At 42.4% G+C, this 16,144-nt stretch carries 16 protein-coding genes, 1 rRNA gene and 1 riboswitch; all 17 genes read left to right on the top strand.

Annotation, left to right across the window (positions count from 1 at the left end; all coding sequences use genetic code 11):
- Positions 1 to 11: 11 nt before the first annotated feature.
- The 17 genes from rrf (at position 12) to M9R32_RS08285 (ending at position 16,089) form a co-directional block, all read left to right on the top strand.
- Positions 12 to 127, top strand: a 5S ribosomal RNA gene (rrf, locus tag M9R32_RS08365).
- A 634-nt stretch (positions 128 to 761) separates the two neighbouring features.
- Positions 762 to 1,304, top strand: a complete 543-nt coding sequence (locus tag M9R32_RS08360) for a DUF2179 domain-containing protein (RefSeq protein WP_269926273.1) — start codon at positions 762 to 764, stop codon at positions 1,302 to 1,304.
- Positions 1,301 to 1,489 carry an NETI motif-containing protein gene (locus M9R32_RS08355; RefSeq protein ID WP_016429433.1) on the top strand — a complete coding sequence of 63 codons (189 nt, stop codon included), beginning with the start codon at positions 1,301 to 1,303 and terminating at the stop codon, positions 1,487 to 1,489. Before M9R32_RS08360 ends, M9R32_RS08355 begins: the two co-directional genes overlap by 4 nt.
- A gap of 98 nt (positions 1,490 to 1,587) precedes the next feature.
- Positions 1,588 to 1,688: riboswitch (purine riboswitch) on the top strand.
- 213 nt (positions 1,689 to 1,901) lie between these two features.
- A complete protein-coding gene (gene purE, locus M9R32_RS08350) occupies positions 1,902 to 2,390 on the top strand; it encodes a 5-(carboxyamino)imidazole ribonucleotide mutase (RefSeq protein ID WP_269926272.1) in 489 nt (162 codons plus the stop codon).
- Positions 2,387 to 3,511 carry a 5-(carboxyamino)imidazole ribonucleotide synthase gene (gene purK / locus M9R32_RS08345; protein WP_269926271.1) on the top strand — a complete coding sequence of 375 codons (1,125 nt, stop codon included), beginning with the start codon at positions 2,387 to 2,389 and terminating at the stop codon, positions 3,509 to 3,511. Before purE ends, purK begins: the two co-directional genes overlap by 4 nt.
- A gap of 12 nt (positions 3,512 to 3,523) precedes the next feature.
- On the top strand, positions 3,524 to 4,819 hold the full coding sequence (gene purB, locus M9R32_RS08340) for an adenylosuccinate lyase (RefSeq protein WP_269926270.1): 1,296 nt from the start codon (positions 3,524 to 3,526) through the stop codon (positions 4,817 to 4,819).
- A gap of 14 nt (positions 4,820 to 4,833) precedes the next feature.
- Positions 4,834 to 5,550 carry a phosphoribosylaminoimidazolesuccinocarboxamide synthase gene (gene purC / locus M9R32_RS08335; protein ID WP_269926269.1) on the top strand — a complete coding sequence of 239 codons (717 nt, stop codon included), beginning with the start codon at positions 4,834 to 4,836 and terminating at the stop codon, positions 5,548 to 5,550.
- A complete protein-coding gene (purS, locus tag M9R32_RS08330) occupies positions 5,547 to 5,801 on the top strand; it encodes a phosphoribosylformylglycinamidine synthase subunit PurS (RefSeq protein ID WP_269926268.1) in 255 nt (84 codons plus the stop codon). Before purC ends, purS begins: the two co-directional genes overlap by 4 nt.
- Positions 5,798 to 6,484 carry a phosphoribosylformylglycinamidine synthase subunit PurQ gene (gene purQ / locus M9R32_RS08325; RefSeq protein ID WP_269926267.1) on the top strand — a complete coding sequence of 229 codons (687 nt, stop codon included), beginning with the start codon at positions 5,798 to 5,800 and terminating at the stop codon, positions 6,482 to 6,484. Before purS ends, purQ begins: the two co-directional genes overlap by 4 nt.
- On the top strand, positions 6,468 to 8,699 hold the full coding sequence (gene purL, locus M9R32_RS08320) for a phosphoribosylformylglycinamidine synthase subunit PurL (RefSeq protein ID WP_269926266.1): 2,232 nt from the start codon (positions 6,468 to 6,470) through the stop codon (positions 8,697 to 8,699). Before purQ ends, purL begins: the two co-directional genes overlap by 17 nt.
- On the top strand, positions 8,675 to 10,096 hold the full coding sequence (gene purF / locus M9R32_RS08315) for an amidophosphoribosyltransferase (protein WP_269926265.1): 1,422 nt from the start codon (positions 8,675 to 8,677) through the stop codon (positions 10,094 to 10,096). The genes purL and purF overlap by 25 nt, the downstream gene beginning before the upstream one ends.
- Before the next feature lie 12 nt (positions 10,097 to 10,108).
- Complete coding sequence (gene purM / locus M9R32_RS08310) at positions 10,109 to 11,173, top strand: phosphoribosylformylglycinamidine cyclo-ligase (protein ID WP_269926264.1); 1,065 nt, start codon at positions 10,109 to 10,111, stop codon at positions 11,171 to 11,173.
- Positions 11,163 to 11,774: a phosphoribosylglycinamide formyltransferase gene (purN, locus tag M9R32_RS08305; protein WP_269926263.1), complete on the top strand. Its 612-nt coding sequence runs from the start codon at positions 11,163 to 11,165 to the stop codon at positions 11,772 to 11,774. Before purM ends, purN begins: the two co-directional genes overlap by 11 nt.
- 31 nt (positions 11,775 to 11,805) lie before the next feature.
- Positions 11,806 to 13,341: a bifunctional phosphoribosylaminoimidazolecarboxamide formyltransferase/IMP cyclohydrolase gene (gene purH / locus M9R32_RS08300; RefSeq protein WP_269926262.1), complete on the top strand. Its 1,536-nt coding sequence runs from the start codon at positions 11,806 to 11,808 to the stop codon at positions 13,339 to 13,341.
- 15 nt (positions 13,342 to 13,356) lie between these two features.
- Positions 13,357 to 14,613, top strand: coding sequence for a phosphoribosylamine--glycine ligase (gene purD / locus M9R32_RS08295; RefSeq protein ID WP_269926261.1), 1,257 nt, complete (start codon positions 13,357 to 13,359; stop codon positions 14,611 to 14,613).
- Between the two features lie 205 nt (positions 14,614 to 14,818).
- Positions 14,819 to 15,055: a hypothetical protein gene (locus M9R32_RS08290; protein ID WP_269926260.1), complete on the top strand. Its 237-nt coding sequence runs from the start codon at positions 14,819 to 14,821 to the stop codon at positions 15,053 to 15,055.
- Positions 15,056 to 15,240: 185 nt separating this feature from the next.
- Positions 15,241 to 16,089, top strand: a complete 849-nt coding sequence (locus tag M9R32_RS08285) for a hypothetical protein (protein WP_269926259.1) — start codon at positions 15,241 to 15,243, stop codon at positions 16,087 to 16,089.
- The last annotated feature ends 55 nt before the right edge of the window (positions 16,090 to 16,144 follow it).

The raw sequence follows: 16,144 nt of genomic DNA, 5'->3' as shown, positions 1-16,144 counted from the left end.
ACTCAAAAAAGTCTAGTGATAATGGCAAAGAGGTCACACCCGTTCCCATACCGAACACGGAAGTTAAGCTCTTTAGCGCCGATGGTAGTTGGGGGTTTCCCCCTGTGAGAGTAGGACGTCGCTAGGCAAAGTAAAAAACCGGTACCTTTCGGGGTATCGGTTTTTTTGTGTTCTTTTTTAAGGGTTTGAACAGGAGCGTAGCGGAAAAAAACCATTAAGAGTCTTATGCTAGCGATGTTTTGAACCCGAAGCCCAAATGGGAGCCATTCCACTGACGTTGCATGGCTCTTTTCTGTTGGAGAGGGATTCTTTAGAGCAATTCGATCAATTGGACGTCAGTTGATTCAGCAAGTGAACTTACGAGTGAGACGGATTTGAGCGATAAAGTGGCTTATATGAGCGATAAATCCTCCGAGTGAGCGACAAATCTCCTGTATGAGCGATAAAAACCGTCATATGAGCGATAAAAATAAGAAAGCAACTTTCACAATCAAAACCTTGTTTCATGCGCCAACTTAACTTGCCTTATAAGACAACACAATATAATCTATTCACCAGTTTGACTAAGTACTTTCTAAATCTATTTAATAAATTCCTCCCTAATATCAAACCTCCCACTACATAGTAACCTTGATGGTGAGACAAACTACGTAATACATAATTAACTTTACAATTTACGGAAATACAGCAAATCCCTTGTATTATGTAGGTTTCTCCAATAAGATAGGGGCTTAAAGTTTTTCTTAGAAGGGAAGTCTAAAATGAGTACTGAAGCCCTAATGATGGTCTTAATTATATTTAGTATAAATATTGTCTATGTGTCGTTTTTTACAGTGCGCATGATTATGACGCTGAAAGGCTATCGCTATTTCGCCGCGTTTATCAGCACAATTGAAGTGGTCATTTATGTTGTCGGACTTGGTCTGGTATTAGACAACTTGAATGAAATCCAAAACCTTGTAGCGTATGCAGTTGGTTATGGAACAGGCGTCATCGTTGGTACGAAAATTGAAGAGAAGATGGCCCTTGGTTACATTACGGTAAATGTGATTACGACGGAAGAGAATCGCGTATTACCCCGACTTTTGCGTGATAAAGGGTATGGTGTTACGGATTGGGAAGCGAATGGTCTTGAAGGAAACCGTAAAGCCATGCAGATTCTAACTCCACGAAAATATGAATTGAAACTGTATGCAACGATTAAAGAGCTTGATCCAAAAGCCTTCATTATTGCGTATGAGCCGAAAACAATTCATGGCGGATTCTGGGTGAAGACTGTTAGGAAAGGAAAGCTATTTAAATGAAGAAAAAGACGGTTTGGTTTGAAGTGGCAGAGAATGAAACGATTGATGATTGTCTGAAACGGATGCAGACGGAAGGCTATATGCCAACCGGCCGAAGAGAAGAGCCTATGTTCCAGGAAGTGAATGGAGAAATCGTTCCTATTCGCCAAATCATTCAATTTAAAGGTACTTACATCTCTGAATAACCATAAAATAGGCTAAAAACCGAACGATATTGTTTTCTGAAAATTTATCGTTCGCATTTAAGCGTTGACGCAAGCTCCGCCTCTTGATAAAATGTGAATATAGGAACAACGATACTCCCCATATATGCTAAAGAATTGGCTTTAGCGTCTCTACCAGGTCACCGTAAATGACCGGACTATGCGGGAAAGCAACTTTTGGATGTATGAATGAAGGAAGTGAGTCTGCATATGTATATGTCAGCTATTCATGACCCAATTTCTATAAAGTCCTCAAGTAAACTGCTTTTCATGCATAATGAGCAGTTTATTTGAGGACTTTTTACTTTTATCAACAAAAAGATTTTTATGTTAGGTTGGAGCGCACACGAAATGAAACAGCGCTTTAAGCTTTTCAATAAAGGAGCGATTTCAGATGAATGCAAAAATCGGCGTGATCATGGGAAGCTCAAGTGATTGGGAAACAATGAAACATACATGTGACATATTAGATGAACTGCAAGTCCCTTATGAAAAAAAAGTAGTATCAGCTCACAGGACGCCAGACTTAATGTTTGAGTATTCTGCCTCAGCAAGAACAAGAGGCATTCAGGTGATTATTGCTGGTGCTGGTGGAGCAGCGCATTTACCAGGTATGGTTGCGTCGAAAACGACGTTACCGGTTATCGGTGTTCCAATTCAATCCAAAGCATTGAATGGCCTTGATTCATTATTATCGATTGTACAAATGCCAGGCGGTGTTCCTGTTGCAACCGTAGCAATCGGCAAAGCAGGTGCAACGAACGCAGGGTTGTTAGCAGCACAAATGCTGGCAATGACCGATCAAACGCTGGCACATAATCTCGACTTGAGACGTGAAGCAACGAAGGAAAAAGTATTTGAAAGCAACGGTGACCTCATATGATGAAAACCATTTCTCCGGGGCAAACGATTGGAATTATTGGTGGGGGTCAATTAGGACGCATGATGGCTTTGGCAGCCAAAGAAGCCGGATTTAAAATTGCCGTACTCGACCCAGCGATGGAATCGCCTTGTGGTCAAATCGCAGACATCCAAATCGTTGCACCATATAACGATCAATCCGCACTGGAAGAACTTGCAGATGTAAGTGATGTCATTACGTACGAATTTGAAAATATTGATTATGAAGGACTTAAGAGATTAGCAGAATACGCTTATCTTCCTCAAGGGGCAGAACTTGTCCGCATTACACAAAATCGGATTACCGAAAAAGCGGAGATTCGCCAGGCGGGTGTACCGGTTGCAAACTATATTGTTGCGACAAGTATTGTAGAATTGAAAGCGTGTATAGCTGAAGTCGGTTTCCCTTGTATCGTTAAAACGGCTTACGGCGGTTATGATGGCAAAGGTCAAGTGAAGCTTGAGTCACACGCAGATTTAATGCTAGCTGCACCATTATTCGATTATGGAGCATGTGTTGCAGAAGCGTACGTGCCATTCGTTAAAGAAATTTCAGTTATCGTACAGCGTAATGGCAACGGGGAAACCTATTGTTTGCCTGTCGGTGAAAATATTCATAAAGATCATATTTTACACGAAACGATTGTCCCAGCTCGTGTATCTGAAGCGATTCTGACACAAGCTACAGAAGCGGCAGAACAAATTGCGGATCATCTACAGTTAATCGGTACATTGGCAGTTGAAATGTTTGTGCTGAAAGATGACTCGATTGTGATTAATGAGTTGGCACCACGTCCTCATAACTCAGGACACTATTCAATAGAAGGCAGTACGATTTCGCAGTTCCATCAGCATGTGCGTGCCATTTGCGGGTGGCCTTTACGTAAGCCGGTGCTACATCAACCGACGGTCATGGTCAATGTGCTTGGAGAACACGTCGTTCCCTTATCAAACGCGATTTCCAAATACCCAGACTGGTCCATTCATCTATACGGCAAAGAAGAAGCAAAAACAAAACGTAAAATGGGGCATGTGACCATTTTGACAAACGACTTAAATCAAACACTACAAGAAATCGAGCATTCCGGCATTTGGTCGGAATAGAAGGAGAACTTTATGATTGAACGTTATACTCGCCCTGAAATGGGAGCAATTTGGACAGAACAAAATAAATACCAAGCATGGTTGGAAGTTGAGATTTTAGCATGTGAAGCATGGGCTGAACTTGGCGATATTCCGAAAGAAGATGTAGCAAAAATTCGTGCAAATGCTTCATTTGATATCAACCGTATCCTTGAAATTGAAGAAGAAACACGTCACGATGTCGTAGCTTTCACACGTGCGGTTTCCGAAACATTAGGGGATGAGCGTAAATGGGTTCATTACGGCCTTACATCAACAGACGTTGTGGACACAGCGCTCTCTTACATCATCAAGCAAGCGAATGAAATCCTTCGTAAAGACTTGAACAATTTCGTTGAGATCTTGGCGAATAAAGCAAAAGAACATAAATTCACAGTCATGATGGGACGTACGCATGGCGTGCACGCTGAGCCAACGACTTTCGGCTTGAAATTGGCATTATGGCATGAAGAAATGAAACGTAACGTTGAGCGTTTTGAAGCGGCTGCGAAATCAATTGAAACAGGCAAAATGTCTGGTGCAGTTGGTACTTATGCAAACATCGATCCTTTTGTAGAGAAATATGTATGTGAAAATCTAGGCATTACGGCATCACCGATTTCAACGCAAACATTGCAACGTGACCGCCATGCGCAATACATGAGCACCATTGCTTTGATTGCGACGTCTGTAGAGAAGTTTGCAACCGAAATTCGTGGACTGCAAAAATCAGAAACTCGTGAAGTGGAAGAATCATTTGCAAAAGGTCAAAAAGGATCTTCAGCTATGCCACATAAACGTAACCCGATCGGTTCTGAAAACATGACGGGACTGGCACGTCTGATTCGCGGATATATGTTAACTGCTTATGAAAATGTTTCTTTATGGCATGAACGCGATATTTCACATTCTTCAGCTGAACGCGTCATTTTACCGGATGCAACGATTGCTTTAAATTACATGCTGAACCGTTTCGGTAACATCGTGAAAAACTTAACGGTATTCCCAGAGAATATGAAACGCAATATGGATAGTACACTTGGATTGATTTATTCTCAACGTGTCCTTCTTGCGTTAATCGACAAAGGAATGGCTCGTGAAGAAGCGTACGATACAGTGCAACCTTGTGCGATGGAAGCATGGGAAAACCAAATTGCTTTCCGTGGGGTTGTTGAACAGAACGAAACGATTACTTCACAACTGTCCAAAGAAGAATTGGATGATTGCTTTGACTATAACTACCATATCCAACATGTCGACATGATTTTCGAGCGTCTCGGACTAAACTAATCGGGGGAATTCACGTGGAAAAAGGTCAGCTTTTGTATGAAGGTAAGGCGAAACGATTATATACAACAGACAAAGAAGATATTCTTTTTGTGGAATACAAAGATAGTGCAACTGCATTTAACGGAGAAAAGAAAGCCGAAATTGCAGGTAAAGGTACGTTGAATAACCGAATCACCTCTTTACTGTTTGAAAAATTAAAAGCTGCAGGCATTGATTCTCATTTCGTTGAGCAATTATCCGATCATGAGCAATTAGTGAAAAAAGTTGACATCATTCCGATTGAAGTCGTCGTTCGTCAGGTCGCAGCGGGCAGTCTAGCTAAGCGCCTCGGACTAGAAGAAGGAGTAGAACTCGCGCGTCCAATCGTCGAGTTCTACTTTAAAGACGACGAACTTGGCGATCCACTTATTACAGAAGAACATATTGAGATTTTGAACATTGCTTCACAAGAAGAAGTTCTAGCTCTTTATGAAAAGGGTTTACAAGTTAATGAGGTTCTGTCTCAATTCTTCAAAGAAATCGGTGTTATTTTAGTAGATTTCAAATTGGAGTTTGGTCGTGACAATAAAGGAAATGTGTTGCTTGCAGATGAAATTTCACCTGATACGTGCCGCTTATGGGACGAAAAAACAAAACAAAAGCTGGACAAAGACGTGTTCCGCAGAGATTTAGGACAATTAACAGATGCATACGAAATCATACTATCCCGCCTAGGAGGAATCACACAATGAAAAAAGTAAAAATCTATGTAACGTTACGTGAAAGTGTACTAGACCCACAAGGTTCAGCAGTAATGGGCGCTCTTCATACCATGGGCTATAACGAAGTAGCGGATGTTCGCATTGGCAAGTACTTAGAAGTTCAAGTGGATGATTCTGAAAGAGAACTAGACGTGGTAGTTAAAGAGATGTGTGAAAAACTATTAACGAATACAGTGATTGAAGATTATCGGTACGATGTCGAGGAGGCTGTCAGCAAATGAAGTTTGCAGTCCTCGTATTCCCCGGATCCAACTGTGATTTAGATATGTATCATGCGATTAAAGATGAGCTTGGCGAAGAAGCTGAATATGTTTGGCACGATACAAAAGATTTAAGTGGTTATGATGGCATTCTGTTGCCTGGTGGATTCTCTTATGGAGATTACTTGCGTTGTGGGGCAATTGCTCAATTTTCTAACGTTATGAGCGAAGTGAAAAAAGCGGCTGATGCTGGTAAACCGGTTCTTGGTATTTGTAATGGATTCCAGATATTAACCGAAGCTGGCCTGCTTCCAGGTGCTTTACTTCGCAATAAAAACTTGAAGTTCATGTGTCGCACAGTGGAACTAACCGTTGTTAATAACAACACCATGTTTACAGCTGAATATGCGAAAGATCAAGTCATTCAAGTTCCGATTGCACATGGGGAAGGAAACTATACATGTGATGAAGAAACACTTGCGTCATTGAAAGCGAACAATCAAATTGTTTTCACGTATACGAATGATAATCCTAACGGCAGTGTGGAAGATATCGCAGGGATTATCAACGAACGTGGTAATGTCTTAGGGATGATGCCACATCCAGAACGTGCGGTGCACGAACTGATTGGTGGAACGGACGGACTAGCGTTATTCAAATCTATCGTTAAACAGTGGAGGGAATCTCATGTCAGTCATGCTTGAACCAAATCCTCAGCAAATTAAAGAACAGAAACTATATGCTCAAATGGGTTTATCAGATTCAGAGTTTGAGATGGTCGAGAACATATTAGGACGTCAACCGAACTATACGGAAACAGGCTTGTTTTCAGTCATGTGGTCGGAACACTGTTCATATAAAAATTCGAAACCGATTTTACGTAAGTTCCCAACGACTGGTCCTCGTGTCCTTCAAGGTCCTGGTGAAGGGGCTGGAATCGTCGATATCGGAGATGGCCAGGCAGTTGTGTTCAAAATGGAATCACATAATCATCCATCTGCCATTGAACCTTTCCAAGGAGCGGCAACTGGTGTTGGCGGAATCATCCGAGATGTATTCTCGATGGGAGCACGTCCGATTGCGATGCTTAACTCATTACGTTTTGGGGAATTAACTAGCCCTCGTGTTCGTTATTTGTTTGAAGAAGTGGTAGCGGGAATTGCAGGCTACGGGAACTGTATCGGCATTCCGACTGTTGGTGGCGAAGTTCAGTTTGACGACTGTTACGCAGGAAATCCATTGGTTAACGCCATGTGTGTAGGCTTGATCAATCATGAAGATATTCAAAAAGGTGTTGCTTCAGGTGTCGGCAATACGGTGATGTATGTAGGGGCCAAAACAGGTCGTGACGGTATTCATGGCGCGACATTTGCATCGGAAGAATTAAGTGAAACTTCTGAAGAAAAGCGTCCGGCTGTTCAAGTGGGCGATCCATTCATGGAAAAACTATTACTTGAAGCGTGTCTAGAACTTGTAAAATCAGATGCACTTGTCGGGATTCAAGACATGGGTGCGGCAGGATTAACTTCTTCATCAGCTGAAATGGCTTCTAAAGCCGGTTTCGGAGTAGAAATGAATCTTGATTTGATTCCTCAGCGTGAATCAGGAATGACGGCTTACGAAATGATGTTGTCTGAATCACAGGAACGTATGTTGATCGTCGTGAAAAAAGGACGTGAAGCGGAAATCGTTGAGCTCTTTGAAAAATACGATTTGGATGCCGTCGCTGTCGGTCATGTAACGGACGATAAAATGCTTCGTTTACTTCATAAAGGTGAAGTTGTGGCAGACGTCCCGGCAGATGCTTTGGCTGAAGAAGCACCGGTTTATCATAAACCTTCAAGCGTGCCAGCTTATTACACGGAATATCAAGCAATGGAAAATGTAGAACCTCAAGTGGCTGATTATAAAGAAACATTGATCAATTTATTGAAACAACCAACCATTGCTTCAAAAGAATGGGTTTATGATCAATACGACTATCAAGTGCGCACGAGTACAGTAGTAACGCCAGGTTCGGATGCAGCGGTCGTGCGAGTTCGTGGCACGAACAAAGGACTTGCGATGACGACAGACTGTAATTCACGCTACATTTATCTGGATCCGGAAACTGGTGGGAAGATCGCCGTGGCGGAAGCTGCACGTAACGTAGTTTGTTCCGGTGCAAAACCACTGGCAATTACGGATTGCTTAAACTTCGGTAATCCAGAAAAGCCAGAGATTTTCTGGCAATTGGAGAAGTCGGCTGATGGGATGGCTGCAGCGTGTTTAGCACTTGAGTCCCCTGTTATCGGCGGGAACGTATCTCTTTACAACGAGCGCAGTGGCGTGGCTGTTTATCCAACACCTACAATCGGCTTAGTTGGCTTAGTTGAAGATTTATCACATGTAACGACACAAGACGTAAAAGATGCAGGTGACCTGGTTTATCTCATCGGTAAAACGCTGACTGAATTCGGCGGCAGTGAACTTCAAAAAATGGTGGAAGGCCGAATCTTTGGTCAAGCACCTTCAATTGATTTACAAGTGGAAGTGGCTCGACAAAACGCACTTCTTCAAGCGATTCAAGCTGGCGTCGTAGCTTCGGCTCACGATATTGCTGAAGGTGGCTTTGCCGTGGCATTGGCTGAGAAAACGTTTGGTGCTAAAAACCTTGGTGTGGATGTAACGATTTCAGGTTCGGCGATCACAGCGTTATTCAGTGAATCACAATCTCGCTTCATCGTAACCGTTAAACCACAACATGCGGCAGCGTTCGAAGAAATCATAACAGATGCAGTAAACATTGGAACGGTTACATCAGATACGTCCGTCATCATTCGAAATGAAAATGGCGAAGAGTGGGTGTCAGGTTCTGTTGAAGAATTCCGATCTGCTTGGAAAGGAGCAATTCCATGCTTGCTGAACTCAGAGGCTTAAACGAAGAGTGTGGCGTTTTTGGAATTTGGGGAGACCCGAATGCAGCGCAAATCGCATATTATGGATTGCATGCACTTCAACACCGTGGCCAGGAAGGAGCGGGGATTGTCGTAACGGACGGTCATTCGCTTCAAGCGGTCAAAGGGGAAGGGCTAGTCAATGAAGTATTCAGTGCAGGCAAGCTCGATCATTTGCAAGGCTATGGTGCGGTAGGCCATGTACGGTATGCAACTGCAGGAGGCGGCGGGATTGAAAACGTCCAGCCTCTGTTATTCCGCTCGACGACCGGCAGTTTGGCGATTGCACACAACGGTAATCTCGTGAATGCGAACCATTTAAAACAACATTTAGAGCGTCAAGGAAGTATTTTTCAGACTTCTTCAGATACAGAAGTATTGGCGCATTTAATTAAAAAAAGTGGCTATTCATCGTTTGAAAAACGCGCGAAGAATGCTTTATCACTGCTTAAAGGTGCCTTTGCCTTCGTCATGATGACGGAAGACGAAATGATTGTTGCTAACGATCCGAACGGGTTGCGTCCATTGTCTTTAGGTAAACTGGGTGATGCGTGGGTTGTTGCTTCGGAAACATGTGCATTCGATATTATCGGTGCCGAAGTAGTACGCTCCGTTGAACCAGGTGAGTTTTTGATTATCAATAACGACGGTTTGCGTGTGGAACGATTTGCATTCCCTGCAAAACGCGCGATTTGTACAATGGAGTACGTTTACTTCTCACGTCCCGATTCGGATATTGATGGCATAAATATTCATACGGCTCGTAAACGCTTAGGAAAAGAATTGGCGAAAGAAGTACAAATTGATGCAGATGTCGTAACAGGTGTACCTGACTCCAGTATTTCGGCAGCGATTGGTTTTTCAGAAACTACGGGAATTCCGTATGAATTAGGGTTAATCAAAAACCGGTATGTCGGTCGTACTTTCATTCAGCCTTCACAGGACTTACGTGAACGTGGTGTGAAAATGAAATTGTCCCCAGTTCGCCAAGTAGTAAACGGCAAGCGTGTCGTGATGGTCGATGATTCCATTGTCCGCGGAACAACATCAAGACGTATTGTCACGATGTTAAAAGAAGCGGGCGCAACGGAAGTACATGTTGTGATCAGTTCACCGCCAATTAAAAATCCATGTTTCTACGGAATCGATACGAGTTCTAGTGAAGAACTGATTGCTTCCAGCAATAGCATTGAAGAAATAAGAGAATTGATTGGGGCAGATTCACTGACATTCCTTTCGGTTGAAGGAATGGTTCGTGCAATCGGCCGAACGGATGAAGGGCCTGAAGCTGGCCATTGTCTGGCTTGCTTTACAGGGAATTATCCAACTGAAATATACGGAGATACGATATTACCGCATCAAAAAGAATTGGTTCGCTAGGAGGCGGCAGGGATGTCAAAGGCATATGAACAAGCTGGCGTAAATATTGAAGCGGGTTACGAAGCTGTAAAACGAATGAAGTCTCATGTGGATCGTACAGCTCGCAAAGGCATTATGGGTGCATTCGGTGGTTTTGGTGGCATGTTTGACTTGTCGTCACTCGATTATAAAGAACCGGTATTGATTTCAGGTACGGACGGCGTCGGAACCAAATTGAAATTGGCATTTATGACCGATACACATGATACAATCGGGATCGATTGCGTGGCAATGTGTGTCAATGACATCGTGGCGCAGGGTGCTGAACCTTTATTTTTCTTAGACTACCTTGCTGTCGGTCAAGCAAAGCCTGAAAAAATTGAGCAAATTGTCAAAGGTGTGGCAGATGGTTGCGTACAAGCTGGAGCTGCACTAATCGGTGGGGAAACGGCAGAGATGCCAGGTCTTTATGAAGAAGATGAATACGATGTGGCAGGGTTTGCCGTAGGGGTAGCCGAGAAATCGAAAATTGTAACTGGTGAAAAAATCCAAGCAGGTGACGTGCTCGTTGGACTGGCATCTAGTGGCATCCATTCAAATGGTTTTTCACTCGTGCGTAAAATTGTCTTTGCGGATCAAGGGTATGAAATGGATTCGTATGTTGCAGGCTACGAACACTTAGGCCGTATCGGGAAAGCCTTATTGAAACCAACAAAAATTTATACCAAACCGGTTCTTGCTCTTCATGAAGCGTTGGACATCCACGGCATGGCCCATGTAACAGGTGGAGGTTTTTATGAAAATCTACCTCGCATGATGCCTGCAGGTCTTGGTGTTGAAATTAAACTCGGTTCATGGCCTGTATTGCCGGTGTTTTCAATGTTGAAAGAAAAAGGGTCACTGGAAGACCGTGATTTGTATAATGTTTTCAATATGGGCATTGGTTTCGTCCTTGCACTTCCTGAAGAGCAAGCGAATCAAGCCATTCGACTGGCTGTGGAAAACGGTGAAAATGCATATGTTATTGGTCGAGTCGTAACAGGCGAAGGCGTTCAATTTAAAGGAAACCATGACGGGAGCCTGAATAATGAACAGTAAGCCAAAGGTGGCGATTTTTGCTTCCGGCAGTGGAAGTAATTTTCAAGTCATCACGGACGCAGCAAGTGCTGGCGAGTTACATGCCGATATTGTGGCGGTTGTTACAGATAAGCCACAAGCCTTTGTCGTGGAACGAGCTAAAACAGCTGGTGTTGCCGTAGTGGCTCTTCGCCCGTCAGATTTTGCGTCAAAAGTTGACTATGAAGAAGCTATTTTGCAGGAACTGAAACAGCTCGAGGTAGAATGGTTGGTGCTGGCTGGTTACATGCGGTTAATCGGCGATACGTTGCTGACTGCCTATGCCAATCGCATCGTCAATATTCATCCTTCACTGCTGCCTTCATTTCCAGGCAAAGATGCGATCGGGCAAGCCTTGGCACATGGCGTCAAGGTAACTGGTGTGACCGTGCATTATGTGGATGCAGGAATGGACACTGGTCCCATCCTTTCGCAACAAGCGGTCGAAGTTGTAGAAGGAAACCGTGAACAAACAGAACATCGCATTCATGCAGTCGAACATGAGCTTTATACGAAAACGTTACAGCAATTATGGATGCCCACAGCAAGTGCGTCACAAGGGCGATTAAATAAAAAACTTTAACACTGCTTTTTCCAACTAGGAGGATTTTTTCATGACAAAACGTACGCTTATCAGTGTATCAGATAAATCAGGAATTCTTGAATTTGCAAAAGAACTAGAGGCATTAGGATATGAAATCTTATCAACTGGTGGGACGAAGGCGTATTTACAGGAAAATGGCGTAGCCATTACACCGGTCGATCAAGTAACGGGATTCCCTGAAATATTAGGTGGCCGCGTAAAAACGCTTAATCCGATGATTCACGGCGGTCTTCTTGCCAAGCATGACGATGCCGATCATCAAGCACAAATGAATGAACATGGCATCCAGCCAATCGAAGTGGTCTGTGTTAACTTATATCCATTCCGAGAAACGATTTCAAAACCAGATGTGACTGCTGACGATGCGATTGAGAATATTGATATCGGTGGACCGGCAATGTTGCGTGCGTCTGCGAAAAATCATGCCTATGTAACTGTCATCACGGATGCAACGGACTATCCTGCGGTTTTGGAAGAATTGAAAGCAGCTGGCAAAACGACACTCGAAACACGACGTCGTCTCGCAGCAAAAGTTTTCCGTCATACAGCTTCTTATGATGCTTATATTTCCGGTTATTTAACGGATCTTGCAGGTGAAGAATTCCCTGAGCAAGTAACATTTACATATGAATTGAAACAACCGTTGCGCTACGGAGAAAATCCACATCAGAAAGCTGCGTTTTATCAACGTGCACTGGGATCGGATTTCTCCATTGCTTCTGCGCAGCAATTACATGGGAAAGAGCTTTCCTACAACAATATTCAGGATGCCAACGCAGCCATTCAAATCGTTAAGGAATTTGAGTTACCAGCTGCAGTCGCAGTAAAGCATATGAATCCATGTGGTGTTGGTATCGGTGAAACGATTGCCGAAGCATTTGCGAAAGCGTACGAAGCTGACAGCATGTCCATTTTTGGAGGCATCGTGGCGTTAAATCGTGAAGTGGATGGCCAAACGGCGGAACAACTTTCAGGAATCTTCCTTGAAATCATATTGGCTCCTTCATTCTCTGAAAAGGCTTTGGAGATTTTGACGAAGAAGAAAAATATTCGACTGTTGACGATTCCATTTGAACAGAACAAAAAGGACAAATGGAACACCGTTTCAATCGAAGGCGGCTTGTTGATGCAAGAACCGGATGCACATGGATTTGCACAGGCGGACGTCCGTGTTGTAACGGATCGTGAACCAACGGAGGAAGAGTGGGCTGCACTGAAGCTTGGCTGGAGTGTTGTTAAACACGTGAAATCCAATGCGATTGTTGTCACAGATGCTCAAATGACGCTTGGCGTCGGAGCTGGGCAAATGAATCGTGTCGGTGCTGCGAAGATTGCATTAGAACAAGCGGCAGAAAAAGCACAAGGTGCATCACTTGCTTCAGATGCCTTTTTCCCAATGAATGATACCGTTGAAGCGGCTGCGAAAGCAGGCATTACAGCTATTATTCAACCAGGTGGATCGGTGAAAGATGAAGATTCAATTGCCAAAGCCAATGAATATGGAATTGCGATGGTCTTCACTGGAGTTCGTCATTTCAAACACTAAGAGGAGGAAATTTGAATGAAAGTACTCGTTATTGGTAGTGGTGGGCGTGAACACGCCATTGTACGTCAATTCAAAAACTCTCCATCTGTAACGGAAGTGTTTGTAGCTCCTGGCAATGATGGCATGAGAAATGATGCAACATGTGTGGCAATTGAAGCACTTGAATTTGATATGTTGGTTGCATTCGTTCAGGAAAATGCCATCGACCTGACGTTTGTCGGACCTGAACAACCACTTGCTGCAGGCATCGTTGACCGTTTCGAAGCGGAAGGGTTGCGTATTTTCGGACCTACGAAAGCGGCAGCACAAATCGAAGGTAGTAAAAGCTTTGCCAAGGAATTGATGAAGAAATATGGCATTCCTACAGCGGCTTATGAAACGTTCACGGATGTCAAAGAAGCCAAAGCGTATATTGAAAAAATGGGTGCACCAATTGTTGTGAAAGCAGATGGACTTGCTGCAGGTAAAGGTGTAGTCGTTGCCATGACCGTCAAAGAAGCCATTAATTCTGTGGAAGACATGATTGGCAACCAAAAGTTCGGGGACTCATCGTCTCGTGTGGTCATTGAGGAATTCCTTGATGGAGAAGAATTCTCTTATATGTCATTTGTTCATAAAGGACAGATTTACCCAATGGTCATCGCCCAGGATCACAAGCGTGCATATGACGGTGACCGTGGACCGAATACTGGCGGGATGGGCGCTTATTCACCTGTGCCTCACATTTCGGAACATGTCGTTCAGGAGGCATTCGAAGCGATTGTCGCACCTACTGTAGAAGCAATGGCAACGGAAGGAACACCATTTACCGGTATACTATACGCTGGCTTGATTTTGACTGAAGATGGACCGAAAGTGATTGAATTTAATGCACGTTTCGGTGATCCGGAAACACAAGTCGTGCTGCCGCGTATGGCTTCGGATTTTGGTGAATTCATGAATGCACTTCTTGATGAAAAACCATTTGAATTGAAATGGTCGAATGAAGAAATGCTAGGGGTAGTAGTTGCAGCAGATGGTTATCCCGAAACAGTTGAAAAGGGAGATAGATTGCCCGATTTAACAAAACTGAATGAAGATGTGCAAGTATTTCATGCTGGCACCAAAGAAGTGAATGAACGCTTCGTTGGCAATGGAGGCCGAGTGATTCTCGTCGCAGCAAAATCAGATTCACTGGCGGATGCTCAAAAACAAGTGTATAACGCGTTAGCTGAGTTGAAATGGGATGGATTTTTCTATCGAAACGACATCGGCTGGCGTGCGTTAAAATAATATGAAAAGGTTGTCCTCTAACGATTAGAGGACAACCTTTTTTGCATTTAGCAAGGTGATTAATTTTTAAGAATAGGATATCGAATTGGATATTTATGTTAAAATTAATTTAAGAGTGTGAAGATTCTATATAATTAATAGTGCAGGTAAATGGAAGAAGAACTTGAACATTTATAGAGAAGTAACAACCAAGGTGGTGGAATTAGTGAAAAATGGTCGTGATGGTGGATTTAATTATTGGAAGTTGAGTTATAGAAAGAAATTCATCCGAACTTTGTGGATGATTCCTGTTGCTATATTTTTATCCATCCAAATGATTGTAATGGATATCCAGTCAAATTTTAGCGTGTTTTTATTTGTACTTTTTATAGTTACCTTTATAGTTCAATTAATTTATACGTATATTAAGTGGAAAAGTGAAACACAAATCAATGTTCGTTAAGTGAACAGAGCGGTACTTCTATATTATTCAAAGACACTTTTCGCTTACGAGTGCTTGAGTTGAAGAACAATGAGCTGCTAAAGTTGCTCGCTTTTCATTTTTAACTCATGCTGCGGGTTAGTTATATATTAAACCTGTTAATCAGTAAGGAAATTTATTTAATCTACTGATCTAAGGAGAGTATTATGAAAATTATTGATACAGTATCTTATTTTATTCGCAACTATGAACCTACTATTAGTTTTTTAAGAACATACTACAGTCAATATCCAGATATTTTTAAAGAATATTTTTCTTACCATTGTAAAGACACGGAAGAGAGACATAATCAATCACTTAGAAAATATCAGGAATATTTTCAAACCATAAAGCAAGTTCATAAAAATATAGTGCCTATTATAAAAGAAATAAATGAAGAATATTATAAGTTGTATCAGATTTCATTTCCTATTGAAGTAAGTTTGATTGTTGGTGGATTTGGTTCAAATGCATATACTTATCGACAAGTAATTCCAAACATAACATTTTCGTTAGAAAAATTATCTCCAGAACCTGACCATTTAAGAGTGATCGTTGCACACGAGTTCGGTCACGCAGCACATAACATTCTTTCTGATAGAGCTGGAATTGATTGGACCCAAGTTCAGTGGAATAGCCCTCTTACTTGGCTTAATCAAGAAGGTGCAGCCACACATTTTTCACGTAGAACAGTAGCAAATTTACATCCTTCTATATATTTTTCATATGACGATGATGGATATGAGTGGTTAACGTTTTCAGAATCGAATAAAAAAGAAATCAAACGAGCATTTGCAGAAGATTATTTAAATTTAACAGCTGAATTATTATTTCGAGAGTGGTTTTCAATAAATGGAGGGGGAAAGTTTGGCTATAGCAGATTGGGATACTTTATAGGAGATATGTTTTTCCAAAATCAGATTAGAAAATTAGGCGAAATTAATGCCGTCACTGCTTGGAAGGATAAAGAATTTGAATCAAACGTTAAACTTTGGTTAGTTCAAGACTCCATATAGGAACCGGTGCAGTTTAAGTCGAAAAGGTTGAAACCACTTTTATGGAAGAACGTAA

It is taken from the genome of Paenisporosarcina quisquiliarum, from assembly GCF_027563315.1.
Classification (GTDB): domain Bacteria; phylum Bacillota; class Bacilli; order Bacillales_A; family Planococcaceae; genus Paenisporosarcina; species Paenisporosarcina quisquiliarum.
The sequence above is the reverse complement of the archived record's forward strand: the minus strand, read 5'-3'. Positions and strand labels throughout refer to the sequence as shown.

What these genes read in the sequence shown, in the direction of transcription:
- M9R32_RS08360 (WP_269926273.1), top strand. Translation starts at nt 762, where the DNA reads ATGAGTACTGAAGCCCTAATGATGGTCTTAATTATATTTAGTATAAAT.
- M9R32_RS08355 (WP_016429433.1), top strand. Translation starts at nt 1,301, where the DNA reads ATGAAGAAAAAGACGGTTTGGTTTGAAGTGGCAGAGAATGAAACGATT.
- purE (WP_269926272.1), top strand. Translation starts at nt 1,902, where the DNA reads ATGAATGCAAAAATCGGCGTGATCATGGGAAGCTCAAGTGATTGGGAA.
- purK (WP_269926271.1), top strand. Translation starts at nt 2,387, where the DNA reads ATGATGAAAACCATTTCTCCGGGGCAAACGATTGGAATTATTGGTGGG.
- purB (WP_269926270.1), top strand. Translation starts at nt 3,524, where the DNA reads ATGATTGAACGTTATACTCGCCCTGAAATGGGAGCAATTTGGACAGAA.
- purS (WP_269926268.1), top strand. Translation starts at nt 5,547, where the DNA reads ATGAAAAAAGTAAAAATCTATGTAACGTTACGTGAAAGTGTACTAGAC.
- purQ (WP_269926267.1), top strand. Translation starts at nt 5,798, where the DNA reads ATGAAGTTTGCAGTCCTCGTATTCCCCGGATCCAACTGTGATTTAGAT.
- purL (WP_269926266.1), top strand. Translation starts at nt 6,468, where the DNA reads ATGTCAGTCATGCTTGAACCAAATCCTCAGCAAATTAAAGAACAGAAA.
- purF (WP_269926265.1), top strand. Translation starts at nt 8,675, where the DNA reads ATGCTTGCTGAACTCAGAGGCTTAAACGAAGAGTGTGGCGTTTTTGGA.
- purM (WP_269926264.1), top strand. Translation starts at nt 10,109, where the DNA reads ATGTCAAAGGCATATGAACAAGCTGGCGTAAATATTGAAGCGGGTTAC.
- purN (WP_269926263.1), top strand. Translation starts at nt 11,163, where the DNA reads ATGAACAGTAAGCCAAAGGTGGCGATTTTTGCTTCCGGCAGTGGAAGT.
- purH (WP_269926262.1), top strand. Translation starts at nt 11,806, where the DNA reads ATGACAAAACGTACGCTTATCAGTGTATCAGATAAATCAGGAATTCTT.
- purD (WP_269926261.1), top strand. Translation starts at nt 13,357, where the DNA reads ATGAAAGTACTCGTTATTGGTAGTGGTGGGCGTGAACACGCCATTGTA.
- M9R32_RS08285 (WP_269926259.1), top strand. Translation starts at nt 15,241, where the DNA reads ATGAAAATTATTGATACAGTATCTTATTTTATTCGCAACTATGAACCT.